The organism is Butyricicoccus intestinisimiae, from assembly GCF_018918345.1.
Classification (GTDB): domain Bacteria; phylum Bacillota; class Clostridia; order Oscillospirales; family Butyricicoccaceae; genus Butyricicoccus_A; species Butyricicoccus_A intestinisimiae.
Window position 1 is genome coordinate 122,638 of sequence record NZ_JAHLQI010000004.1, and the last position, 24,665, is coordinate 147,302.

The following is a 24,665-nucleotide window of genomic DNA, read 5'->3' on the forward strand; positions in this document are numbered from 1 at the left end:
ATACGAAATGCACACGGTACGGACCTTTTATTAGAAGGTTCACCTTTCTTTGAAATGTGCAATGCTTACTCTGTCATTATACAGGGATAAATAGGAGCGTAACTTGATTTTTACTCTGCACTGTGGCAATGATTTCTGTAATATATCGGTGTAACGCCGTACAGTGTTTTGAATCTACGGCAGAAATAGCCGATATTCTCAAATCCTGTTTCATGCGCTATGGCACAAACGCTGTGTTCGGTATCAACAAGCAGCTTTGACGCTCGTTTCAGTCTGTATTCCACAACGTAATTTATCGGTGATGTGTGCAGATAAGTCCTGAAAATATTGAGAACAGTGCTTTTGCTTACAAGAACTGTTCGGGCAATATCGTCCAGTGTTATCCGACTACTGTAATTATCATGAATATACTGCATCATTATCTGAAGCTTAGCCTGCGTCTGTGCGGAATGCACGGACACAACAGGGCTGCAGTCTGTTATCTGTATGCTTTCATATAACAGGCGCCATAGTTTAAGTAACAGTTCTACCGTTTTCATTTCAGACGCTGTGCCTGAACCCTGCACAGCAAATATCGACCTCATTGTTTCGATAATGCTGTGGTGCGCTGTTGCTTCGGCGGAAAAAATCACACATTCGGTAGTTGATTCAATTATCGGTCTGATGTATCTGCTGTATATCAGACTGCCCTGCGGCGCAAGCAGAACAGGTGAAAAAACAATGTTAGGAATGATGGCGCTGCCTCTGGCTTCAAATCTGTGTATCACCTGAGAGTTTATAAAGATTCCATCGCCCGAGCTTAGAACATACCTGTTTCCGCCCACCAGAAAATCAGCCTTGCCCTGCTGTACATAAACAAATTCGACCTCCGGGTGCCAGTGCCAGTCGATACAGTGAAAGTCGAAACCCCAGATGTCCTCATAATAGTAGCTGAACGGATATTCTTCGCTGCCGTGATTTGCGGTTTCACGCAAGGTTTCGTCTGTTGTGATCCTGTCCTTTTTGATTTCATCACGCATGTTCTCACCTGATTTACGATATTATGTAATAAAAATGTGATTTTGTGCATCGAAATGTTATAATATTTGCTATATAATCTAATTGTATTAATTGTCAAGGAGTTTGTCAATATGGCTCTGAATTACAAAAAAACACTTATATCTTGCTATCTTGGATTCATCACACAGGCAATAGCAGCTAATTTCGCCCCGCTTCTATTTCTCACGTTTCACAATGGCTATGGTATCCCTCTTGGGAAAGTTGCCCTTATCTCATCGGTATTTTTTGTTACTCAGCTTATCATAGACGTGCTGTGCGCACGTTTCGCCGACAAAATCGGTTATCGGAAATGCGTTATCGGTTCGCAGGCGTTTTCGGCACTGGGACTTATCGGACTTGCCTTTCTGTCTGAACTGTTTCCCAACCCGTTCGCAGGAATAATCGTAAGCACAATCATATACGCAATGGGAAGCGGTCTGACCGAGGTGCTTGTAAGTCCGATAGTTGAAGCCTGCCCATTTGAGCACAAAAAAGCCGCAATGAGTCTGTTGCATTCATTCTACTGCTGGGGTTCGGTCGGAGTTATACTCATTTCAACACTGTTTTTTACTGTTTTCGGCATAGAAAACTGGAAGTGGCTCTCTTGTATCTGGGCGATAATTCCACTTGTGAACATATACAATTTTTCAGTATGTCCCATTGAACATCCTGTCGAGGACGGCGAGGGAATGCGTATCCGTGACCTGCTCAGAGTACCACTGTTCTGGCTTGCGATACTGCTTATGGTATGTGCGGGAGCCTCGGAGCTTTCAATGGCGCAGTGGGCGTCAGCATTTGCAGAATCCGCTCTCGGGATGACTAAATCAGTCGGTGATATTGCAGGACCGTGTATGTTTGCGGTGACGATGGGCATAAGCCGTACGCTCTACGGGAAGTACGGCGAAAAGCTCGATCTTATGAAATTCATGATAGGCTCGGCGCTGCTGTGTCTGATCTGTTATATCACCGCCTCCCTGTCGGGAATACCTATAATCGGACTTTTCGGCTGCATAATGTGCGGGTTCTCGGTAGGTATCATGTGGCCCGGATCTATAAGCATCTGCTCAGGCAAAATACCCACCGGTGGAACTGCAATGTTTGCACTTCTCGCCATGGCAGGCGACCTCGGCGGAGCGCTCGGTCCTGCTATTGTAGGAAATATCACCCAGAATGCAGGTGACGATATGCAGAAAGGTATGCTTTCAGGTTGTGCATTTCCCTTGATACTTATGATATCGCTCCTGTTGCTGAACAGAGCCAGACACAGAAATAACTGATTGTATCGGACGGTTTGTGCAAAAATATAATAAAAAGGCACCATGTATTAAATGAACTGCACCCCATTTGTTAGACAGTATGATATAATGTCTAACAGGTGGGGTGATTTTAATGCCAAAGGGAGTACCAAACAAACGATACACGCCGGAATTCAAGAAGCTGGTCGTGGAAACCATGATGAAAGAAAAGATCAGTTACAGAGAAACGGCTCGACAATTTGAAATCAGCAATCATCACAGAGTACAAGACTGGGAACGAATCTATCTGACGGAGGGTCCAGAAGGCTTTGCCATCGAACGGCGTGGCTGCGGCAATCACGGCTGTCACTAAGTTGTGACAGATAGAGAAAAAGCTATCTAAAATGATTAAAAAATCATTCTAGATAGCTTTTTTAATTAGTCTTCAGATAAATCGTCACGGTCATCAATAAATTCATCAGACTCAGATAGCTGACAACCTTTGCTTCTATTGCAGGTTTTGTGAAGTAGTTGGGCATTTTCGATACTTGTAGAACCACCTAATGAGTAAGCAATAATATGATCGATTTCACAATCGTCAATGCTTAAAATTTGATTTCCACAATAATCACATTTATATCCAGGATAAAAGAGCTTTTTTTAATATCGGGATCAAAAGTTCTTGACGAGTCGAGTGGTTGATCGGAAGATATTATTTTGTTTAAAATACTCATAACAGCGTTTATTCGACAGCGAACCTTAGTTCCAGCATTAGTTCCAGCATAAACCCAGTCCTGATATTCTTTATTTGTAGTTTTTAAAAGATGGATTTCTTTGCGTATTTCATCTGCATATTTCATAATCGATTTTTTGGAGAAATATGAAAATGGAATCATGATAGAATCATATACAGCTCCGTTAAATTTATGTCGACTATTAAAAAATGCATCGTCTCCGAGAACATTTTTAACTAATTCTATTGTGCTATTAAATTGCTTCTTCGCTGCAACTAATTGTTCATCACTATCTGATGAATGCTGTTGCATATATCGATTCATTGCTGTTTTATATGTCCCTTTAAGATGCATATAATCTCTCAAAGTAAAAAATCTTAGGATTCTTTCTTCGTATACAAATCGAGTATTAGAGTCATGAAATAAATCTTTTAAAATTTGATTATTATTTGCGACATCTTTTAATATATCGTTAAATCGCCCGCGATAGATACAATTACGAACCTCTTGATCTTTTAATTTAATAGCGCCACGATTTAAACGTGAAAATATTTCGTATTTAAGATCTTCAGAATCCTTTTTCTATGCAGACGGCAGATACTGTTAAAGTTCGCAATTTTCGTTGGATACTTTTTTCTAAATCCTTAAAAAATAATCCATTCAACGATTGCAATTTTGTTAGACCAACCAATTGAAATTCATTTCTTAAGTAACGTACAAAGGACGTAATTCGTTGTTGACCATCTATTACAGATAAAACACCATCATCTTCCTCAGCTAAATAAATAATAGGAATCGGAATACCTATTAAAATCGATTCGACTAAAAGTGAAGCGTGTTTATTATCATAAACATAGTTGCGCTGATAATCAGGGTCGGTGATAATATCGTTTGCTTCAACTACATTTTGCAATTCACCTAAAGAATAATTAATTTGACGAGTATGTACAATACTAGTATTTATTTCTGATTCGTACATAATCAACCACTTTTATTATTTGTAAAAAAATAGAGCGAACTGAATAGTCCGCTCTATGGTCGGAGTGTAATTATAGGATCTCAGAAAACGCAGATATATCAACAGTTTGCTGGTAGTTGGCAAGAGGTATTCATTCTTTTGAAAAAGCTCTTGATGCCTAAATCTTTATAGGTAATGGGAACCTACTACATTAGGCATAGCTAAATGCTATTATTACTTTCCATGTTGTCCTTTGCGCATCGGTTCGTCTGAATAGCCTGCGATGAAGCACTATGCTGGAACTCTGATTGTTTGACATTAAGTTGTAAAATATTAAATGCTTTTCCGCTTGTTCCGGTATCCGATGTATCAGTATATGTTGAGATGAGATAATCGAGATACTGTTCGGTTGGTTTATTCTCCATTATTTATATCCTCACTTTCTGATAACATATAGTGTGAATAGAAATATTGAGGATTATAAGCACGGTCAAAATAATGCTTTCTTTTTAGCCAAATAAAGCCATCGCATTTCGAGATAATCGCAACATCAATGGGCCCACCAACAGTCCCTATATTATTATCCAATGCAACCTTGCGCCGCAGAGAAGTGATATTAATCATCGATTCTGCTAATAAGGCTAATTCTTCAATGGGGAGCGTTGCTACAGATTGTGTGATAGGGAACAAATACTGTTGTTGGGCTTTTTGAACAATTTGATTAATAACATTTGATGTAATTCTACTAAGTTCCTGCTGAACCAATTGCTTTTTATTCTCTGCAAAAAAAGTATCATCAATGCTATTAACTCCGCTTTGGATTTGTCTTGGAAGTTCTTTGCCGATGTCGTTTATAAAGCTATCATTAATGCCAAATAGAAAAGTCTGCATTACATCTGTTTGTGCTAACGGGGTGATAGTTGACATTTGTTCCTCTGTAATTGCGACATTCTCAATAGTGGTATATCTTATTATATTATTTGCTATTCCAGATATGTGCAAATGCAACATTTGAGGAAATATATTGTTTTCTCCGTAGCCAGCAAAAGCCAATCCAACATAGCCATTACGCATAAAGTCCTTGTTGAATACGGAACATATTTTTTCCACAAGTTCGGCAAGTAAAGGCTCTCCAATCCAAGGAAATTGTACTGATATGTATTGCCTAATTTCCCCGCTATATGTATTCTTAATATAATCATGGAGTTCTAAATTCGGTATCGTAGCCAACTGATCAACAAACATGAGTGTTGCTCTTACAGTTTCAACCTGTATTTCTTGCAGTTCTTCTGCTGTGAGGTCGCGTTTGATTTCATTTATTTTTCGCTTAATAGAAAGTTGATAATCTCCATTCAAGCCATTTAGCAAATCAACATATACATTTGTAACATATGCTTTCTCGTTAGCCGGGAAACGAAATAGATTAGATTTCAGTATGAGAAACTGCAAAAAATCAGTCACATAGTCGGAGAGATTTGGGAACACTTTGTTTCTTAGCTCTGATTTATACTGCTTAATAATCAATTCCATCGGAATGCCCATCAATTCAGCATTAGAATAAATGATAACTCCAATAGGCGCTACTTTTGAAAGTGCAAAAAGTTTATTTGCAGAATTATGAATAGCTAAATGTTGCCCTATAGTAACTGCACTATCGGCAGCTAAAGCTATGGCGTTTTTGTTCATTATACAAATTCCAGCGCTCATGCTAAATACCCTCCATTATTCTAAGTAGCTACGACTATTATAATTATATCACAACAACTCGACATTTCCCACAATTATTCGAGGTTGTAAATTAAGAATATGTTTAAACTATTGAGAACAACGCCGCCCAACAGGACAACGGGCGGCGTTTTCATATATAAACCATGAAGGGAGGTCACTTCCACCCGGCCAGTCTGCGGACTGGCTTTTATTATGCCACGAAAAGGAGGTTTGCAAATGGCAGATGATAAGAAAAATATTCCCGATGTAGCCCCGCCCGCCGAGGCTCCCGCTCCTGCGGTAGAAAATGCCGCCGTGCCGGAGCAATCTGCTCCCAAGTCTGCGCTGACCGACGCAGAGGCGGTCATGCTGGAACACGAGGGGCAGGCGGCGCTCTTTGAAATGGGCGAGGCCGTGCCTGATCCCGCCGACGCTGTTACCCGCACTGAGGTGGAGGAGCCTGCCACTCCCGACGTCCCCAAGGCTGGAAAGGAGCAGGAGCAGCCGCCCGCTCCCGGCAAGGACGATCCCGCCCCGGCATATTCCGACAAGGTAGTGGATTTTGCCGCCGCCCGTGACGAGGCGGCCAAGGAGGAGAAAAAGGCGGTCAAGCAGAAGCCGCCCACGGAAAAGGATAAGGCTGCCAAGCCCGGCAGAGGCCGTCCGCCCAAGGATGGCAAGGCTGCTCCCGATAAGGCTAAGCAGCCCAAACCTCGGGACAAAAATTCCCAAAGCAAGCCCGCCCCGGAGAAGCCTGCCGTGGATAAGGGCGGTGCTCCCACTGGTGCGGAGGTCACGCCGGAGCCGTCTGCGTCCCGTGACGCCACCCGTGCCAAAAAAGAGGAGATCGTTTATCTCAACCTGTCTGATCTGCACCCGTTCAAAAATCATCCCTTTGGTGTCCGGGACGATGCGGAGATGCAGGGGCTTGTGGAGTCGGTCAAGGCGGCGGGCGTCAATCAGCCAGCGCTGGTGCGTCCCCGTGAGGATGGCGGCTATGAGATCATCGCAGGCCACCGCCGCCAGCGGGCAAGTGAACTCGCCGGATTTGCGAATATGCCGTGTATCGTCCGCAACATGACGGACGATGAAGCCATCCTCGCCATGACGGATGACAACCTCCGCCACCGTGAGCGCATTTTGCCCACGGAAAAGGCGCAGTCGCTCAAAATGCAGGTGGAGGCCATCAAGCACCAAGGCTCCCGTCCCGGAGAGGAGGACAAGGACGCCGGAAAACGCTCTACGCAGGTCGTGGGAGATCGCAACGGTATGAACTATAAACAGGTGCAGCGGTATATCCGCCTGACCGAGTTTGTGCCGGATTTGCAGAAAATGGTGGACGAGAAAAAGCTGGCGTTCACCCCGGCGGTGGAGATCTCATTCATCCGTCCCAAAAATCAGAGGTATATCGCCGTGTCCATTGAGGGGCAGCAGTCCTCGCCCTCGCTGTCGCAGGCACAGAAAATGCGGGAGCTGGACAAGGACGGCAAGCTCAACGGCGATGTGATCGACGGTATTCTGTCGCAGGAGAAAAAGGAGGTAGACAAGGTGATCATCAATAGTGCGGAACTGGAAAAGTATTTCGGCAAGGACAAGTCCCCGAGGGAAATGAAAGACAAGATCATTTCTCTGCTGGATGACTGGAAGGCCAAGCAGCCGCCCGAGCTGGGCAAGCCCGAAAAGAAAATGGATTTGGAAAAGTGACCTTGGGACTTTTTGTCCCGAGGTCTTTCGTTTCCCCGAATGGCTCTTGTGGTTATATCCCCCGTCGCCGCCCGTATTCCAGCATGGCCGGGAGCGGGCTGTCAAGGGTGCATCGCACCGCTGTTTTCAGCGGCCAGCCCTTGACCGCCTGTCCCGGCTATGCTTTTTCTCCGGCAAGCGGCGGGGGTATATCCTCCAGAGCCGCCCCCTTTCCCAAGAATGGGAAAGGGCGTGGGGTTTGGGTTGAACTACTACATTACAAAACGGAGGTATTTTACAATGAAACGACCCCTTGCGTACATTACCGCCGCATGGTGCGGCAGCGATCACGAAAACACGAAGCTGGCGGCGCAGTATTGCCGCACGGTGTATGAGGCGGGCTTTTCGCCTATCTGCCCGACGCTCTATCAGCCCCTTTTCCTCAATGACGCCGTTCCAGAGGAACATAAGAGCGGCATCGACATGGGGCGCGACCTGCTCCGCCGCTCTCATGTGCTGGTGGTGTGCGGTCATACCGTCACCGAGGCCATGAAGAACGACATCGCCGTTGCCCAGCGGCTCGGGATCACCGCCACCACCCTTGAGGGCATTTTGACCGTCAAGGGACAGGGGCGCAGATAAGATGACGGCGCTCCGGCTGGGGAGCCTGTTTGACGGGATCGGCGTGTTTCCGCTGGCGGCGGTGCGCTGCGGCATTGAGCCGATATGGGCAAGCGAGATCGAAAAAGCCCCTATCTCCATCACGAAATGCCACTTTCCCGATATGGCGCACTTGGGAGATGTGACGAAGCTGGACGGGCGGGAACTTCCGCCCGTCCATATTATCACCTTTGGCTCACCGTGCCAAAATCTTTCGCAGATCGGCAACCGCAAGGGGCTTGCGGGAGAAAAATCCAGTCTGTTTTTTCAAGCCATCCGCATTATCCGTGAAATGAGGGAGGCGACAAATGGTCTATTTCCAGCAATCGCTGTTTGGGAAAATGTCATGGGAGCGTTTTCATCAAATGACCGGATGGATTTTAGAGCCGTCCTATCTGCTTTCACAGACGCCGATGTTTCAATGCCTGCTTCTGGAAGATGGGCAGGAGCCGGAATGGTGCGAGGGCGAACGCCTGACCTCTCTTGGCGGCTCATGGATGCCCAGTATTGGGCAAGCCCCCGACTGGCACGACGGCAGCGTATCTTTCTTGTGGCAGACTTTGGAGGACGGCGCTCCCACGAAATACTTTTTAAGCCCCGCACAATGCAGTCACTTTCTGCATCTGGCAGAGATAGCGGGCTGCCCGCCGCCTGCGGAGATCGAGGCTCTTTTATTGAAGCAGGGCGGCGCGTACCAGTCACCCGACCCTTTCAATGCTTCCGTATGCGGGCGTCCGCCAAGGAGCGGACGGAAACAGCGTTCCGAAACAGCTTCGGACTGCCAACTGACCCTTTTCCCACTCTGTTAGCGGGCGGCATTTCGCCCTTTGCCTTTTGGTATGAGGACGATCCCGCCGGGGGCTGCGTCCGCTTTCCCACGGAAACGGAATGTGAGCGGCTCATGGGGCTGCCGGAGGGCTGGACAAGGTGCGGTGCGGACGGCGAGGAAATTCTATCCTCCCACCGTTACCGGGCATTGGGAAATGCCATCGCGCTGCCCTGCGCCGAGTATATCATGGCGGGGATCGCGGAGGCGCTGACAAAAGGAGGTGCAAATGACGGTATTTGAAGCCTACATTACCAATCTCGGCAAATACGCCGAGGGGCAGCTTGTGGGCGAAACGCTGAAATTTCCGGCTACCACGGAGGAGGTGCAATCGCTCTTAAAGAACATCGGCGTGAACGGTGTGCGGTATGAGGAGTTTTTCATCACCGCCTTTGACGGCGATGTGATGGGCTTATACGACTATCTCACCGAGTATGAAAACTTGGACGAGCTGAACCATCTGGCGCATCTCATTTCCGAGCTGGACAGCGACGAGATCGAAACGCTGGAGGCCGTACTCAATAAGGGCGACCATACTTCCAGCGTGGCGGACATCATCAACCTCGTTCACAATCTGGACTGCTACGATCTGCACCCCGGCGTGACCGACGATGAAACGCTGGGGCGCATCTATGTGGAGGACATGGAACTACTGGATGTGCCGGACAATGTGCTGCCCTACTTCGATTTTGAAGCCTATGGGCGGGATATGCGGATCAACGAGGGCGGCCACTTCGCCCCCACGGGCTATCTGACCCGCAGCGGCGATTTCAAGGAGGTGTACCACGGGATCGAGGACATTCCCGCCGAACACCGCATTTTTGCGTACCCCAAGTTAAATATCCGGGAGCAGATGGCGGCCTACAAGGAGGTCATAGACCGTTCCTCTTTGGAGGGCGAGCACCTGCACCCGAGAAAGGAGCATGATGACCGCTGACCTTGGGACATTTTGTCCCGAGGTCATATTTCTATCAGAGAGGAGGCGATGACGGCTGGTAGACGAGGATATTTCCCGGCGCACGATTGCCGTATCGGTGAAAGCGTCGAAGCTGACCGCCCGGGGGCTTGCCTATGTTGTCCGGGCGGTGGGGCGCAAAATTGCCAAGGCACACCGGGCAAAGCAGACGCCCCACGGCAAGCAGACCGTGAAAAAGCTCATGGCGCATGGCACATCCACCGACAGTCTTGAACTGTCCGGGGATACAAAGCTCTTTGACCGGGTAGCCTGGAAGTGGAATGTGGACTATGCCTTTTATCAGACTGAACCGGGGAAATACCTGCTGTTCTTCAAGTCCGGGCAGGCGGACGCTATGACCGCCTGCTTTTCGGAATATTCCCGCAAGGTGCTGGACAAGGCTAAGTCCCGCCAGCCCACGATCCCCGAACAGATGAAGCAGGCGGAACAGCAGCTTGCCAAGGAAAAGCCGCAGAAAGAACACATTAAGGAGGCCGTGCATGGTGACAGATAAGCTCCGTAAATATGTGCTGCCCAACATTCCCTATGTGTTCATCGGCTGGGTGTTTCTCAAGCTGGGGACGGCCTACCGTCTGGCGGCGGGCGGCGATTTTGCCCATAAGCTGCTGGGACTGGGACAGGCCGTCGGCGCGGCCTTTGCCGACTTTGCCCCCGGCCTTGCTCCCTTTGACTGGCTGGTGGGCATTGTGGGGGCGGTGGCGTTCCGTCTGCTGATCTGCTTCAAAAGCAAGAACGCAAAGAAATTCCGGCGTGATGAAGAGTACGGTTCAGCCCGTTGGGGATCTGAAAAAGATATACGCCCTTTTGTCGATCCCAAGTTTGAAAACAATATGATCTTGACCGCCACAGAACAGCTCACCATGAACACTCGCCCGAAAAATCCCGCTAACGCCCGCAACCTCAATTTCTGCGGGATCGGCTCGTCCGGCTCAGGTAAGACCCGCTTTTGGCTCACGCCCCAACTCCTGCAAGCCCATTCTTCCTATGTGGTGGTGACCCCAAGGGCGGCGTGCTGGGACAGGTGGGCTCATTTTTGCAAAAACGGGGCTACAAAATTAAGGTGTTCAACAGCATTGATTTTTCAAAATCCATGCACTATAACCCGCTGGCGTACATCAAGACCGAGGCGGACATTCTAAAGTTTGTCAATGCCCTTATTTCCAACACCAAGGGCGAGGGCAAGGAGGGCGATCCGTTCTGGACGAAGGCGGAAACGCTTTTGTATTGCGCCCTGCTGGGCTACATCATTTTTGAGGGAGCCGAGGAGGATCGCAACATGAATACGCTGGTGGACATGATCTCCGGCATGGAGGTCAAGGAGGATGACGAGGATTTTCTCAACGACGTGGACTATATGTTCAAGGGGCTGGAACAGCGCAAACCGAATTGCTTTGCGGTGAAGCAGTATAAAAAATACAAGCTCAGCAGCGGCAAGACGGCCAAAAGTATTTTGATCTCTTGCGGCGCGCGGCTTGCTCCCTTTGATATTCCCCAGCTCCGGGAGATCATGTCCTATGACGAACTGGAGCTTGACCGCATGGGGGATCGCCGCACGGCAACATTTTTCTGCATCAGCGATACCGACAGCACCTACAATTTTCTTGTGGCGCTGGCCTTTTCGCAGATGTTCAATCTCCTGTGTGAACGGGCGGACAATGTTCACGGCGGCAGACTGCCCCATCATGTGCGGGTGCTGTGGGACGAGGCGGCCAACACCGGGCAGGTGCCCCAGCTTGAAAAGCTGGTGGCGGTCATCCGTTCCCGTGAGATCAGCCTGTGCCTGCTGTATCAGCAGCTTGCCCAATGTAAGGCTATCTACGATAAAAACGCGGAAACCATCCTCGGCAACATGGATAGTGTTCTGTTCCTCGGCGGGCGCGAAAGCTCCACCATCAAGGAAATTTCCGAGAACTGGCTGGGCAAGGCCACCATCTCCATGCAGACCGAGGGGCGCTCCCGTGGGCAGTCCGAAAGTTACAGCCAGAACACCCAGCGGCTCGGGCGGGAGCTGATGACCCCAAGCGAGCTTGCCACCATGCCCGGAGATCGGTGCATCTTGCAGCTCCGAGGGCTGCCGCCGTTCTATTCCAAGAAATACGATTTGAAACAGCACCCCAATTATCGCTTTACGGCGGAGGCCGATAAAGTGAAAAACGCCTTTGACCTCGACAGGCTCATTGACCGCCGCAGGCGACCGGGCATGAACGAGGAATGTGAGGTGTACGAAGTGTCCGTGCCGGACGAGGCGCTCACAGACGAGGACGAGGACATCCTCAACTATGACGACCTCGACGACCCGGACGCTTTTGTATAGCGCTTTGGGACATTTTGTCCCAAAGAAGAACTCACACTCTGTCTTACGACGAAAGTGTGAGTTAGAAGAATTATTCTGATTTGCTGTCTGTGTTATCGGCACTCACTTGGCAGACTGTAACCAACTGTCGCAACTTCTCCCCTACTCCGTGCAATTCTCTGGTCTGGGCTTTCATTTCTTTCAAAAAATCATCAAAATCGCAGTTCACGGAAAAGAATGTTGCATAGGAGTCAAAATCAATGTTAAACGCTTCTTTGTATGTACGCTCACCATCTTGGTAGACCACTTGCCCCGAAAGAGGATATTTGTCTGTGTTTTCACGGAATTTGTTTGAGCCGAAGTAGAGATCATAATGTTGCCCAATTCCAATAATACATTCTTTGCCGTTTGCTCGCTTTAACATTTCGCTAAATGAAGGCTCTTTGAGGCTGTCTAAAAAAGTTTGGTCAAGTTGTATGCGTACATGATTGGCAAGACGTTTTCCATGATTTGAAAAACGCAGCCCGTAAAACGCTTTTCGCTCATAAATAAGCTCAACGGTTATATATGGACGATTATCTTCTTCATATTGACGGCGCATCTCAGCAGCTTGATCTCTTGAAGCCTTGGTTGCCCCATAGTTATAGTAGCAAATAAGAATTGTAGCTAAAACATAGATTGCGGTTAACACAACCATTGCCCAATCAGTCATTTATTTTCACCTCACTAATTGTTTTTATCTACATTATACCGCAATTCAAATTGCCAAGCAATGAGAAAGGAGTCCTTTTTATGTTACCAAGAGCTCCTCCCGCAAAAAAGAAACCTTGTATAAAAACCAGTTAGTAGGCTGCCGCCCGCAAGGGCGGCTTTTTTCATGGCCGGGTATATCCCGGAGAATAGGAGGCTATATGCAGTTTTTCGCTTCTGCCATCACCACTTTGCAGACCCTTGTGATTGCCCTCGGCGCTGGCCTTGGCGTGTGGGGCGTGGTCAATCTGCTGGAGGGCTATGGCTCGGACAACCCCGGCGCTAATGCTCATGTGCCATAAAGAAACACGCAAGAATTTGATTGACAGCATCCACTATTCCATAGCAACAGCGAGTTGCTTGTTAAAATAAGGTTTGCAGTTTTATAATAAATAATAACATATTCCTTAGGAGGGACAGACATGGAAACACGAGATATTCTCAAGAATTTGCGTGAAAAAAATAAACTTATAAAAAGTCATTTGAACGGTACTACAAAATGAGAAAAAGCGCTTGACTCTACATCTGTTGTAGATATTATAATATTGGTAGTTTAACAAAAAAGAAGGATTAGGCAATATGGAAAAGAACCTTACTACCGGCAGTGTGTTCAAAAATGTTGTATTATTCTCATTGCCGTATCTGCTCTCGTATTTTCTTCAAACGCTCTATGGCATGGCTGACCTATTTATCATCGGACAGTTCGAGGGTGTAGCCAGTACTACCGCTGTTTCTATCGGCTCACAAGTGATGCACATGATTACGGTTATGATTGTAGGGTTATCGATGGGAACAACCGTCAGCGTCGGCCAGGCGGTGGGGGCAGGAGATCGAAAACAGGCAGCGCATAACATCGGGAATACGGTAATATTGTTTCTGGTGGTTTCCATTGCGCTTACGGCCATCCTGTTATCCCTTGTTCATCCCATTGTCGTTGCCATGTCTACGCCAACGGATGCGGTGAGTGGTACGATCACCTATTTGACCATCTGCTTTATCGGGATTCCGTTTATTACATCCTACAACATTATCAGTTCTATTTTTCGAGGGTTGGGCGACAGCAAAAGCCCGATGTGCTTTATTGCCACAGCCTGTGCTGCCAACATCGCTTTAGACTATCTTTTTATGGGTGTGCTGCACCTTGGGCCTGCGGGCGCAGCCCTTGGTACAACTCTCTCTCAGGCAATCAGTGTAGTTGTTTCCCTTACCGTTATTTTGAAACGCAGGAGCATCGTTCTGAAAAAAAGCGACTTCAAGCCTTGCCGTGCGGTCATGGGGAAAATTTTGGGGATCGGCATCCCGATTGCGTTTCAGGACGGCCTGATTCAAGTTGCTTTTATTATTATCACGATTATTGCCAATCAGCGTGGACTGAATGACGCAGCGGCAGTCGGGATTGTGGAGAAAGTGATCAGTTTTCTCTTTTTGGTCCCCTCCTCTATGCTGTCTACCGTTTCTGCCTTGGGAGCGCAAAATATCGGTGCGGGCAAACCGGAGCGGGCCATTCAAACGCTGCGCTATGCGGTGATGCTCGCCGCAGGCTTTGGTGTGCTTGCTTCTATCGCGATCCAGTTTACAGCGGAAGGCATCGTTTCGCTGTTCACTGATCCCAGCACTGCGGACGGAGCGGCGGTGGTCCGTTTCGGCGGCCAGTATCTGCGTGGTTACATTTTTGACTGTATTTTTGCTGGCATTCATTTTAGTTTTAGCGGCTTTTTTTGCGCATGCAGGAAATCCGGCCTGTCGTTTTTACACAATATTCTCGCCATTGTATTGATGCGTGTGCCTGGCGTTTATGTGACCTCAAAATTATTCCCGGCAACGCTTCTCCCGATGGGACTGGCTACCGCGGCAGGCTCACTGCTATCGGTCGTGATCTGCCTAATCGCCTTTGGAGTCATACGGCGCAAATCAACGCTTGTTCTGGTGGAGGAGTAAGATATGGATCGGAAAAATCTCTTCCCAATAGGTGAAGTGTCAAAATTGTTTCATATCAGTGTTAGTAGTTTGCGGCACTATGAACATATCGGTTTGCTTACACCAGAATACATTTCCTCAGATTCTGGCTATCGTTACTATGGCACCGAACAATTTGAAGTACTCAACACAATCAGGTATTTGCGGGCATTGGATATGCCTTTGTCCGAGATTGAGGACTTTCTCAAAAATAAGGATATCAGCTGTATTGAGGAAAAGTTGTTACAGCAAAAGCATGCAGTCCTGAAAAAGCAACAAGAATTACAACGTATAGAACAAAAGATTAACCACCGCTTAAATTGGCTGCGAGACGCACAAAGTGTGCCTTTGGATACCGTTTCCTTAATAGAGCTTCCGTCCTGTCGCATTGTTTGGGTAGACGCTCCACTGAAAGTACATGGCTCTCATGATATGGAAGTGCCGATTAGAAAGCTGGATCAATCTGATGCCGAAGCCGTTGTATTTCTTGGAAAGGTCGGACTTGGCATTTCCGCGGAACATTTGCAGCAATCAAAAGTAAATCGTTATGACAGCATTTTTCTAATACTGGATCAAGAGGACATTTATACAGGTGAAACCATTACTCTTCCCAAAACACTTTGTGTACGGCTGCGTTTTCGAGGCAGTCATATAGAAGCTCCAGCGCACTATGAAAAGCTCCTTGACTACATCACAAAAGAACAGATACAGATTGCTGGTTTTTCGCGAGAAATCACGCTCATAGACTATGGCATTACTAATGACAGTGGAAAATTTGTGACTGAAATATGTATTCCGGTCAAGTGCAGATAAGAAGGGCATAAAATGAGATTCGTTGTTAAAAAAGAAATTTTTGAAGAACTGCCGAGTGCCTGCTTTGGTGTTGTTATGGCAAAAGGCATTGATAATAATAACGCATACCCAGAGATTGAACAATTTTTAGATGAAAGTATCCAAGCTGCAATGCAGCGTTTTGAGGGAAGAAAAGTCAAGGAAGATCCGGATATTTTACCATATCGAGAAGCATTCCGAGCCTTGAATATCCTATCCAATATCGTACTGAATGAATTGGACTGGTGGGTGGCCTCCCAATGGGAGAACATGCCCACTCACTACGAGTACAAAACCAGACAGAATTTCTCATGTGCCATAAAGTAACACGAAAAACAACAGACAGCCGCCACAATTCCATAATGATTGATGCTTGACAGTCTTCTGAAAGAATGCTATAATAATGCGCGTAAAATTTGAGTGGACTTTTCCGGATTCGGTCATCTTTTTGCCACACAGCTATCTTGTGATAGCCGTGTGGCTTTTTTGTTGTCTGCATCCTGGAAAATCTGGCAGAACGGAGGATGGAGGCTGCCGGAAACCTTGCGCGGTGTCGGGGCGGTTGCATTGGGGTATCCGGCCCGGGAAGCCAGTCAACCCGCAGCACGCAAACAAAACTATATCGTTCGGATTTAATGATCCTGCTGTCCGGCGCAATTTTTTGCGCCGGACACTTTGTGGAGAGGAGGGAAAGTATGCAGACCAATAATAAAATGGCGGTCGCTCCTGTTGGAAAGCTCATCTGGCAAATGTCGATACCGCCGCTGATTTCCATGTTCCTGCAATATTCCTATAACCTGATAGACAGCGCGTTTGTGGCACGGTTGAGTGAGAATGCACTGATCGCTGTTTCTCTGGCATTCCCGATTACAACATTGATGAATGCAGCGTCTATCTGGATCGGTGTCGGCGTGAATGTGCTGATAGCAGGATATCTTGGACAGAAAAAGCAGGATGAGGCAAATGCAACTGTCACACATGGATTGTTGCTGGCCTTTGGAATTGGTGCTTTGCTCAACCTTATGTCATTACTGATTATGAAACCCTATTTTCGGGCATTCACCAATAATGAAGAAATTTATCAGCTGAGCATCGCCTATATGAGTGTGTGCTCCTTCATGCAAATTCCCAATATGGTGCATATCGCCATCCAGAAGATGATACAGGCCACCGGGAACATGGTCGCTCCCATGTGGTTCCAGATCGCGGGCGTGGTCGTCAACTTCGTGCTCGACCCCATTCTGATTTTTGGAATTGGTATTTTCCCAGCTATGGGAATCCGCGGCGCCGCGGTAGCTACCGTTGCAGGCTATCTGATGTCCATGATTTTGGCATTTGCTTTACTGCTGGGCAAAAAGCAGAAAGTGCAGGTAAAAATCAAAGGCTTTCATTTGAAAAAACAGATGATCCACCGTATTTTTGCCTTTGGCCTGCCATCTTTTATCATGAACGCCCTCAGCTCGTTTATGGTGACCTTTGTCAATCTGTTTTTGGTGGCGTATTCCGATACGGCGATCGCTTTCTTCGGCGCATATTTTAAGGTGCAGCAGCTGATTGTTATGACGGTAAACGGCTTGATTCAAGGCTGTTTGCCTGTCATGCGGTTTAACTACGGCGCAGGCAACAGCGAACGGCTGCATTCCGCTTTCCGATACGGAACCGCTTTGGTCACTGGTATGATGATACTGGGGACATTGGCCGTCATCCTTTTTCCAGCACAGATTTTGGGATTGTTTACGGCGTCGGAAGCTATGCGTTCCTTTGGGATATCCGCTATGCGGATTATGGCGGCAAGCTATCTGTTTTGCGGTCTCTCTACTATGATTTCCACCTATTTTCAGGCTACGGAAAAAGTAGGTTCCAGCATGGCGATCCAATTATGCAGACAGATGCTTTTCCTTGTTCCCGCCTTATGGTGCCTGGACAAATTGTTCCATCTGAACGGAATCTGGCTTGCATTTCCGGTTGCCGAAACTGCCACTTTGCTCGTTGCTCTTGTGATGATGGCATGGCATCGCCGCAAAAATATCTCATAACGTGTTCCAGGGAGGAAAAATGATGAACGACACTTTCATGAAAGAGAAACCGGTATTACCGCTGATTTTATCCATGTCATTGCCTATGGTGTTATCCATGCTGGTCAATTCCCTCTACAACATTGTGGACAGTTTTTTCGTCGCGCAGATCAGCGAGGAGGCTATGACGGCATTATCGTTGGTTTACCCGGTTCAAAATTTTATCAATGCTGCCGGAATTGGATTTGGCGTTGGAATCAACGCCGTAATCGCCTTTCATTTGGGCGCTGGGGATCACAGAAAAGCGGATCAGGCAGCCACGCAGGGACTTGTGCTTGCCGTGATTCATGGCGTTGTTATGACAGTCTGCTGTATTACAATCATGCCGGTTTTCCTGCGGATGTTCACTTCATCCGAAGCGGTCATTGAACTTGGCGTTCGCTATTCTGTCGTTGCGTTCGCCTTTACACTCATTGTTACCGTCAGCATGGCGTTTGAGAAATTGTTCCAGGCAGTAGGAAACATGAAAACGACCATGATAAGCCTGATGTGTGGGTGCATCACAAACATTGTCTTAGATCCCGTTCTGATTTTTGGCTATGGCCCATTCCCGGAAATGGGAATCAAAGGCGCTGCGCTGGCGACCGGCATCGGACAGGTTCTGACGCTGACGATTTACCTTGTAGTCTATCTTGCGCGGCCAATTCGTGTGCATATCCGCAGGCAGTACATTCTCCCCAGCAAAAAGATGGTAATAAAGCTGTACTCCATTGGCATTCCCGCAACCCTGAATCTCGCGCTTCCGTCTCTTTTGATTTCGGCGCTCAATGCGATTTTGGCGGCATATTCCGAAGTGTATATTCTGGTTTTGGGAATCTATTACAAATTGCAGACATTTGTCTATCTTCCAGCGAATGGCATTGTGCAGGGGATGCGCCCCCTGATCGGCTATAACTACGGCGCGGGGGAACACCAACGGGTCAGCCAGATCTTTAAGATCGTTTTGTGCATGAGTGGTATCATTATGGTGCTTGGGACAGTGATATGTCTGCTGATCCCCGGCCAGCTTATGGGGCTGTTTACCCACACAGAAGCGACGATTCAGGCCGGGGAAACCGCCTTACGCATCATCGGGGCCGGGTTTATCGTCTCGGCGGTTTCTGTTACATCTTCCGGCGCATTGGAGGGACTTGGGAAAGGAACTCCCTCCTTACTGATTTCCCTTTGCCGGTATGTAGTGGTCATCATCCCGGCTGCGTTTTTACTCAGCAGGTTTTTCGGAGCGGTTGGCGTCTGGAATGCGTTTTGGATCACGGAAGCGATTACTGCAATCATTTCTATTTGTGTTTACTACAAGGCAATAGTACAAAGCCAGCTGAGCCAGTCAACAGTAAAATGAACGTTGCTTTGCGCCGCCGTTGACAGCCCCGTCTGCCTTTGCAGATAGGCAATCAAGGGGCGACAGCACGGAGTGCTGCCGCCCTCTGCCATTATTCAGAAAGGGGGATTTTCCATGACCGAACACGAAAAGTATCAAGAACATATCCGGCATACACACGATGCCTTTTGCAAGACCGTTATTCGCCACGCTGCCATAGACGCAGCCCGGAGCATACGCAGCCGCCGCAAGCGGGAAATCTCGCTTGAATATCTAATAGAAGAAAAACACTATCCATTCAGCACCACAGATAAATACTTTGCGGAGCAAGCTGCCATGAACAGCTATCCGCTTTTCGTCTGTGGTCAGATGGTGCTTTTGGAAAGTCCAGAGCTTGCCGCAGCGCTGTCCGCACTATCACAGATGGAACAGGAAATCATTTTCCTGTACTACTTCCAACGATTGACGCATAGGGAGATTGGAAGGAGATATGGACGGGCTGGCAACACAACCGGGCGGCGTATTCAGATGATTTTACGGCGGCTACGGGCAGAGTTGGAGGGCTTGTCCTATGAACCAGCTACTTCCCTATGAAACAATCGTTAAGGCAAGCGAGGGGGACCCGGAAGCTGTTGCCGCCGTTCTATCTCATTATGCCGGATATATCCGCTCTTGTGCGAAAATGGACGGACAGATTAACACGGATATGCAGGAGCATATCGTCAGGCAACTGATAGAAAGCCTGTTGAAGTTCCGCTTTGACCGCTAAACAGAAAAGTTGTATAATTAGAGCCTGACAAATTAAACTTCAATGAGGGTAGAGCAAATGGAACAGATTATCAATTATAGAGACATACCCACAGATAAAAGGATTGACATATTAAATGCTCTTGAGCGAATAGGTTTTTTTCCGGCATACGGCGGCGTGAAAACAATGCAGCAAATTATGGAAAAGTCAGTTCCAGGTTCAGGCCCACAATTCTATTTCGTTTTCCGTGAAAATGAGTTGATAGGGTACAATTTTCTCATTGGGGACACTAAGAAATATAAAGCGTTCCCATGGCTTGCTATTAGCAATATGGATGAGCAGAAGTTGACTGTTTGTGAAGAACTGATGAAAATACAAATTGCCTTTTTTGAAGAACTCGGAATGCAAAAGATAGCAGATCATTGCGTTAGGATTATGGAAGATTACAGAAAAGGAATTGGAAAGCGGAAAGAAAGCGATTGCAGATAAATTCCATTTGAAAAACGGCTGACAATTTAATACCGCCGCCCATCACAGCGGCAGATAAGCAGTAAATCTTGAAAAGGTTTACTGCTTTTTTTGCGCCCATTTTCAAAAATCTTTGGCAAACCACACCGCCGGATTGTTGTAGGGAGCAGACAGGGAAAACAAAAAAATTTCCGTGCGTTTGCCAAAACGCCCCCTTTTCACCGTTGTAGTGGTGAACAGCGGGCAGAACACGCCGCCGCAATCGCTATATTGGTGGAGCAAGCCAGTATATCCGCAAACCAGAGCCGCCGAGGAAAGCGGTAGTTTTTTAGAGCAAGATTCTACCACGGTGCCAAAATCCGCATATCTGCGGTTTTGCCCCTTTGGTAAATCTTGTTGGGGAGTGCCTTCCCCAAACCCTGCTCATGCGCCCTGTCGGGCGAGAAAGGAGGTCAACGCTTGAAGAAAAAATACAACACACCCCACCGCTGCCATGTGGTCAAAACCCGCATGACCGAGGAAGAATACGCCGAGTTTGCGGAAAGGCTTTCTGCTTACCACATGAGCCAAGCCGAGTTTATCCGGCAAGCCATAACCGGGGCAGCCATACGCCCCACCATAACCGTTTCCCCCGTCAACGACGAGCTGCTTGCCGCCGTCGGGAAGCTAACCGCCGAATACGGCAGGATCGGCGGCAACTTAAACCAGATAGCCCGGACGCTGAACGAGTGGCACAGCCCCTACCCGCAGCTTGCCGGGGAGGTACGGGCGGCGGTTTCCGACCTTGCCGCCTTGAAGTTTGAAGTCTTGCGAAAGGTAGGTGACGCTGTTGGCAACATTCAAGCATATCAGCTCTAAAAATGCGGACTACGGTGCAGCCGAGCAGTATCTAACCTTTGAGCATGACGAGTTTACCATGAAGCCCACCCTTGACGAAACCGGGCGGCTCATACTCCGGGAGGATTATCGGATAGCCACGCTGAACTGCGGCAAGGAAGATTTTACCGTTGCCTGTATGCGGGCAAATCTCCGATACGGTAAAAACCAAAAACGGGAAGATGTGAAAAGCCACCACTATATCATTTCCTTTGACCCACGGGACGCAGCGGACAACGGCTTGACCGTAGACCGGGCGCAAGCATTGGGAGAGGAATTTTGTGCCGAGCATTTCCCCGGACACCAAGCCATTGTCTGCACCCACCCGGACGGACACAACCACAGCGGCAATATCCATGTTCATATCGTTATCAATTCTCTGCGTATTGAGGAAGTACCCTTGCTGCCCTACATGGACAGACCGGCAGATACCCGTGCCGGGTGCAAACATCGCTGCACGGACGCTGCTATGGAATACTTCAAAGCCGAGGTCATGGAGATGTGCTACCGGGAAAATCTCTATCAAATCGACCTGCTCCATGGCAGTAAAAACCGCATTACCGAGCGTGAGTATTGGGCGCAGAAGAAAGGACAAGCCAAACTTGACAAGGAAAATGCCACCCTTGCAGCCGAGGGGCAGCCTGCAAAGCAGACCAAGTTTGAAACCGACAAGGCGAAGCTGCGGCAGACCATACGGAACGCCATGAGCGAAGCTACTACTTTTGACGAGTTCTCCGCTTTACTTCTGCGGCAGGGTGTGATCGTCAAAGAGAGCCGAGGGCGGTTGTCCTACCTTACCCCGGACAGGACGAAACCCATTACTGCCCGAAAACTGGGAGATGATTTTAACCGTGCCGCCGTTCTTGCCCTTTTGGAGCAGAACGCCCACAGAGCCGCCGAAAAGACCGCACCCATACCCCAATACCATACCGCTGAAACAAACCGCACAGAGCGAGGAAAAACGCAGAAAATCGCCCCGACAGGCAGCATTCAGAGAATGGTTGACCGTGCGGCGAAGCGAGCCGAGGGAAAAGGTATCGGCTATGACCGTTGGGCGGCTGTCCACAATCTCAAACAGATGGCGGCTACCGTTGCCGCTATGGAGCAATACGGCTTTACCCCGGATGAACTGGACGCAGCCCTTGTGTCTGCCAATGCGGATTTACACAGCAGCACCGCCAAGCTGAAGCCCATTGAAACGGCTATCCGTGAGAAAAAGGACTTGCAGAAACAGGTGCTTGCCTATGCCAAGACAAGAGATGTGCGTGACGGATTGAAAAAGCAGAAAACCGATAAGGCACGCAAAGCCTACCGGGAAAAGCATGAAAGCGACTTTATCATAGCAGACGCAGCCGTAAGATATTTTCGGCAAAAAGGCATTACCAAGCTGCCCACCTATAAATCGTTGCAGGCTGAAATCGAGCAGCTTACCGCCGAGAAGAACGCCCTTTACAACGAGTACCGGGCAAATAAAGAGCGTGTCCGGGAATTGCAGACCATGAAAAGCAATCTTTCCCAAATGCACCACGGCGAGCCGAGCCGACAGAAAAAGCATGAACAGGAGCGTTAAAAACCGCCCCGAAATGATACCGAAACCAAACAAAAACAGGGATATGCCCTTACCCCTATCCGCAATACTCCACGACCTCAAAACAGGGCGTACAGGGCAAAAAATCCCCGAAAATGATACCGAGAAGATACAGTTTTCCCGCCCTATCCGTGATACCCACGGAAACGGCAGAAAGGAGCGTACCAATGCCACGCATGAGCAACAAACGGCGGCTTGAATGGAGCTTTTTCCTCAACCACCGAAACCGAATTACCTATAACGACCTTTGCCGGGGCTGCACCCACGATTGCAAGCAGAGTTTCCGAGCCGTGATTATCCTCTGCCACCGGTATTACTCCAAGCGTTGGAAACCAAAGGAGGACACCGCCTATGGCAGATAACCGCAAATATTACTACCTCAAACTGAAAGAAAGCTATTTTGATGATGACGCTATCGTGCTGTTGGAGAGTATGCCGGACGGTATTCTCTATTCCAACATTCTCTTGAAGCTGTACTTAAAATCGCTGAAAAACGGCGGCAAGTTGCAGCTTGACGAGAATATCCCTTACACAGCACAGATGATCGCCACTCTTACCCGTCAGCAGGTAGGCACGGTGGAACGGGCGTTAGGGATTTTTCAGCAGTTGGGGCTTGTGGAGCAGCTACACGGCGGCTTGCTCTACATGACCGATATTGAACTGATGATAGGGCAATCCTCTACCGAAGCGGAACGAAAACGGGCGGCAAGGCTTGCAAACAAGGCTTTGCCACCACCCCGGACAAACGGCGGACATTTGTCCGACATTCGTCCACCAGAGAGATAGAGATAAAGAAAGAGATAGATATAGAGATAGAAAAAGAGAGAGAGTTAGAAACGGGACAAGCCCCCGCCCGCAGCTATGGCAGATACAACAATGTTTTTCTTTCCGATACGGAACTGGACGAGCTGAAAGCGGAACTGCCCGACAAATGGGAGTATTATATTGACCGCTTATCTACTCATATAGCGTCCAAAGGAACGAAATACCGCAGTCATGCAGCCACGATATACAAGTGGGCGCAGGAGGACGAAGCCAAGAAACCGCCGAAAAAAGGCATACCCGATTACACCTTTAAGGAGGGCGAGAGTTTATGACTGAACTTTTTACCGATACCGTTTTGAATATGATGACTACTACCGCAGAGCCGGAGGACTACACGGGCGAGGACGGTCTGCTTTACTGCGGCAAGTGCCGCACGGCGAAAGAAGCCTACTTTCCCAAAGAAACCGCCGCATGGTTGGGGCATGACAAGCACCCGACAGAATGTGACTGCCAACGGGAGAAGCGTTTGGAATGTGAATCCGCCGAGGAACGCAGACGACACCTTGACACCGTTATGGAACTGAAACGCCGGGGCTTTACCGACCTCACCATGCAGGAATGGACTTTTGCACATGACAACGGCAAATGCCCGCAGATGAGCAAGGCACATTTATATGTGGAGCATTGGGAGCAGATGAGAGAAAACAACTATGGTCTGCTCTTGTGGGGCAAGGTAGGCACAGGAAAAAGCTATTTTGCCGGGTGCATTGCCAATGCCCTTATGGAACAGGAAATCTCCGTCCGCATGTCAAACTTTTCTGCGATACTGAATGATTTAACTGCCAGCTTTGAGGGGCGAAACGAATATATCGAGCGTCTTTGCCGTTTCCCTCTGCTGATACTTGATGATTTTGGTATGGAGCGTGGCACAGAGTACGGTTTGGAACAGGTCTACAATGTAATTGACAGCCGATACCGCAGCCGAAAGCCGCTGATTGTCACCACCAATCTAAGCCTTACGGAACTGCAGAATCCACAGGACACCGCCCACGCCCGTATCTATGACCGAGTGCTTGAAATGTGTCTGCCTATCCTCTTTACAGGCGAGAACTTCCGAAAGGAAACGGCACAAGCCAAGCTCAATGGACTAAAAGAACTGTTGAAGTGAAAGGAGTTGCCT

At 48.2% G+C, this 24,665-nt stretch carries 25 protein-coding genes and 3 pseudogenes; 22 read left to right on the forward strand and 6 right to left on the reverse strand.

Features of this window, described 5'->3' with window-relative positions:
* Nucleotides 1-110: 110 nt before the first annotated feature.
* On the reverse strand, nucleotides 111-1,019 hold the full coding sequence (locus KQI75_RS08830; protein WP_216470443.1) for an AraC family transcriptional regulator: 909 nt from the start codon (nucleotides 1,017-1,019) through the stop codon (nucleotides 111-113).
* Between the two features lie 111 nt (nucleotides 1,020-1,130).
* On the opposite strand from KQI75_RS08830, the gene KQI75_RS08835 reads away from it, so the two are divergent.
* The gene (locus tag KQI75_RS08835) at nucleotides 1,131-2,315 is read left to right on the forward strand and encodes an MFS transporter (RefSeq protein WP_216470444.1); all 1,185 of its coding nucleotides are present in this window, start codon (nucleotides 1,131-1,133) and stop codon (nucleotides 2,313-2,315) included.
* Nucleotides 2,316-2,427: 112 nt separating this feature from the next.
* On the forward strand, nucleotides 2,428-2,646 hold the full coding sequence (locus tag KQI75_RS08840; protein ID WP_216470446.1) for a helix-turn-helix domain-containing protein: 219 nt from the start codon (nucleotides 2,428-2,430) through the stop codon (nucleotides 2,644-2,646).
* A 65-nt stretch (nucleotides 2,647-2,711) separates the two neighbouring features.
* Here KQI75_RS08840 and KQI75_RS08845 read toward each other — a convergent pair whose 3' ends face one another.
* From KQI75_RS08845 to KQI75_RS08860, 4 genes are all read right to left on the reverse strand, one after another.
* Nucleotides 2,712-2,885: an HNH endonuclease gene (locus KQI75_RS08845; protein ID WP_216470559.1), complete on the reverse strand. Its 174-nt coding sequence runs from the start codon at nucleotides 2,883-2,885 to the stop codon at nucleotides 2,712-2,714.
* Nucleotides 2,879-3,373 carry a hypothetical protein gene (locus KQI75_RS08850; RefSeq protein WP_216470447.1) on the reverse strand — a complete coding sequence of 165 codons (495 nt, stop codon included), beginning with the start codon at nucleotides 3,371-3,373 and terminating at the stop codon, nucleotides 2,879-2,881. The genes KQI75_RS08845 and KQI75_RS08850 overlap by 7 nt, the downstream gene beginning before the upstream one ends.
* Nucleotides 3,374-3,575: 202 nt before the next feature.
* The gene (locus KQI75_RS08855; protein WP_216470449.1) at nucleotides 3,576-3,986 is read right to left on the reverse strand and encodes a DUF262 domain-containing protein; all 411 of its coding nucleotides are present in this window, start codon (nucleotides 3,984-3,986) and stop codon (nucleotides 3,576-3,578) included.
* A gap of 393 nt (nucleotides 3,987-4,379) precedes the next feature.
* Nucleotides 4,380-5,672, reverse strand: a complete 1,293-nt coding sequence (locus tag KQI75_RS08860; protein WP_216470450.1) for a hypothetical protein — start codon at nucleotides 5,670-5,672, stop codon at nucleotides 4,380-4,382.
* A gap of 237 nt (nucleotides 5,673-5,909) precedes the next feature.
* Between KQI75_RS08860 and KQI75_RS08865 the strand changes: the two genes are divergently transcribed.
* The 6 genes and pseudogenes from KQI75_RS08865 to KQI75_RS08890 all read left to right on the forward strand — a co-directional run bounded on the left by KQI75_RS08865 (nucleotide 5,910) and on the right by KQI75_RS08890 (nucleotide 12,131).
* Entirely contained in the window at nucleotides 5,910-7,376 is a 1,467-nt protein-coding gene (locus tag KQI75_RS08865; RefSeq protein ID WP_216470451.1) for a ParB/RepB/Spo0J family partition protein, read from the forward strand.
* A gap of 279 nt (nucleotides 7,377-7,655) precedes the next feature.
* Nucleotides 7,656-7,997 carry a DUF7768 domain-containing protein gene (locus KQI75_RS08870; protein WP_117473715.1) on the forward strand — a complete coding sequence of 114 codons (342 nt, stop codon included), beginning with the start codon at nucleotides 7,656-7,658 and terminating at the stop codon, nucleotides 7,995-7,997.
* Between the two features lies 1 nt (nucleotide 7,998).
* Nucleotides 7,999-9,084: a DNA cytosine methyltransferase gene (locus KQI75_RS08875; RefSeq protein WP_216470453.1), complete on the forward strand. Its 1,086-nt coding sequence runs from the start codon at nucleotides 7,999-8,001 to the stop codon at nucleotides 9,082-9,084.
* Nucleotides 9,071-9,778, forward strand: a complete 708-nt coding sequence (locus KQI75_RS08880) for an antirestriction protein ArdA (protein ID WP_216470455.1) — start codon at nucleotides 9,071-9,073, stop codon at nucleotides 9,776-9,778. The genes KQI75_RS08875 and KQI75_RS08880 overlap by 14 nt, the downstream gene beginning before the upstream one ends.
* A 97-nt stretch (nucleotides 9,779-9,875) precedes the next feature.
* Nucleotides 9,876-10,310 carry a PcfB family protein gene (locus tag KQI75_RS08885; RefSeq protein ID WP_216470456.1) on the forward strand — a complete coding sequence of 145 codons (435 nt, stop codon included), beginning with the start codon at nucleotides 9,876-9,878 and terminating at the stop codon, nucleotides 10,308-10,310.
* Nucleotides 10,297-12,131: pseudogene (locus KQI75_RS08890) on the forward strand (VirD4-like conjugal transfer protein, CD1115 family). Before KQI75_RS08885 ends, KQI75_RS08890 begins: the two are co-directional and overlap by 14 nt.
* Before the next feature lie 70 nt (nucleotides 12,132-12,201).
* Here the strand turns inward: KQI75_RS08890 and KQI75_RS08895 are convergent.
* Complete coding sequence (locus tag KQI75_RS08895; protein WP_216470458.1) at nucleotides 12,202-12,822, reverse strand: hypothetical protein; 621 nt, start codon at nucleotides 12,820-12,822, stop codon at nucleotides 12,202-12,204.
* Between the two features lie 199 nt (nucleotides 12,823-13,021).
* Between KQI75_RS08895 and KQI75_RS08900 the strand changes: the two are divergent.
* From KQI75_RS08900 to KQI75_RS08960, 14 genes and pseudogenes are all read left to right on the forward strand, one after another.
* A pseudogene (locus tag KQI75_RS08900) lies at nucleotides 13,022-13,150 on the forward strand (Maff2 family mobile element protein); the annotation flags it as partial.
* Nucleotides 13,151-13,439: 289 nt separating this feature from the next.
* Nucleotides 13,440-14,798, forward strand: a complete 1,359-nt coding sequence (locus KQI75_RS08905) for an MATE family efflux transporter (protein ID WP_118736874.1) — start codon at nucleotides 13,440-13,442, stop codon at nucleotides 14,796-14,798.
* A 3-nt stretch (nucleotides 14,799-14,801) separates the two neighbouring features.
* Complete coding sequence (locus KQI75_RS08910; RefSeq protein ID WP_216470460.1) at nucleotides 14,802-15,629, forward strand: MerR family transcriptional regulator; 828 nt, start codon at nucleotides 14,802-14,804, stop codon at nucleotides 15,627-15,629.
* Nucleotides 15,630-15,641: 12 nt separating this feature from the next.
* The gene (locus KQI75_RS08915; protein WP_216470566.1) at nucleotides 15,642-15,974 is read left to right on the forward strand and encodes a hypothetical protein; all 333 of its coding nucleotides are present in this window, start codon (nucleotides 15,642-15,644) and stop codon (nucleotides 15,972-15,974) included.
* 368 nt (nucleotides 15,975-16,342) lie between these two features.
* Nucleotides 16,343-17,683: an MATE family efflux transporter gene (locus KQI75_RS08920; RefSeq protein ID WP_216470461.1), complete on the forward strand. Its 1,341-nt coding sequence runs from the start codon at nucleotides 16,343-16,345 to the stop codon at nucleotides 17,681-17,683.
* A 22-nt stretch (nucleotides 17,684-17,705) separates the two neighbouring features.
* The gene (locus tag KQI75_RS08925) at nucleotides 17,706-19,061 is read left to right on the forward strand and encodes an MATE family efflux transporter (RefSeq protein ID WP_216470462.1); all 1,356 of its coding nucleotides are present in this window, start codon (nucleotides 17,706-17,708) and stop codon (nucleotides 19,059-19,061) included.
* Nucleotides 19,062-19,175: 114 nt separating this feature from the next.
* On the forward strand, nucleotides 19,176-19,634 hold the full coding sequence (locus tag KQI75_RS08930) for an RNA polymerase sigma factor (RefSeq protein ID WP_246566542.1): 459 nt from the start codon (nucleotides 19,176-19,178) through the stop codon (nucleotides 19,632-19,634).
* Entirely contained in the window at nucleotides 19,612-19,809 is a 198-nt protein-coding gene (locus KQI75_RS08935; protein ID WP_008818017.1) for a helix-turn-helix domain-containing protein, read from the forward strand. The genes KQI75_RS08930 and KQI75_RS08935 overlap by 23 nt, the downstream gene beginning before the upstream one ends.
* A gap of 42 nt (nucleotides 19,810-19,851) precedes the next feature.
* Nucleotides 19,852-20,277 (forward strand): hypothetical protein, encoded by a 426-nt coding sequence (locus KQI75_RS08940; protein ID WP_005946134.1) that lies wholly within the window; start codon nucleotides 19,852-19,854, stop codon nucleotides 20,275-20,277.
* A 438-nt stretch (nucleotides 20,278-20,715) separates the two neighbouring features.
* Nucleotides 20,716-21,114, forward strand: a complete 399-nt coding sequence (locus tag KQI75_RS08945; RefSeq protein WP_117510506.1) for a plasmid mobilization protein — start codon at nucleotides 20,716-20,718, stop codon at nucleotides 21,112-21,114.
* Entirely contained in the window at nucleotides 21,086-22,702 is a 1,617-nt protein-coding gene (locus KQI75_RS08950) for a relaxase/mobilization nuclease domain-containing protein (protein WP_216470464.1), read from the forward strand. Before KQI75_RS08945 ends, KQI75_RS08950 begins: the two co-directional genes overlap by 29 nt.
* Nucleotides 22,703-22,887: 185 nt before the next feature.
* Nucleotides 22,888-23,082: a hypothetical protein gene (locus KQI75_RS13595; RefSeq protein ID WP_005932484.1), complete on the forward strand. Its 195-nt coding sequence runs from the start codon at nucleotides 22,888-22,890 to the stop codon at nucleotides 23,080-23,082.
* Nucleotides 23,072-23,817, forward strand: a pseudogene (locus tag KQI75_RS08955) (phage replisome organizer N-terminal domain-containing protein). The gene KQI75_RS13595 and the pseudogene KQI75_RS08955 overlap by 11 nt, the downstream one beginning before the upstream one ends.
* Entirely contained in the window at nucleotides 23,814-24,653 is an 840-nt protein-coding gene (locus KQI75_RS08960) for an ATP-binding protein (protein WP_118760167.1), read from the forward strand. Before KQI75_RS08955 ends, KQI75_RS08960 begins: the two are co-directional and overlap by 4 nt.
* Nucleotides 24,654-24,665: the final 12 nt, after the last annotated feature.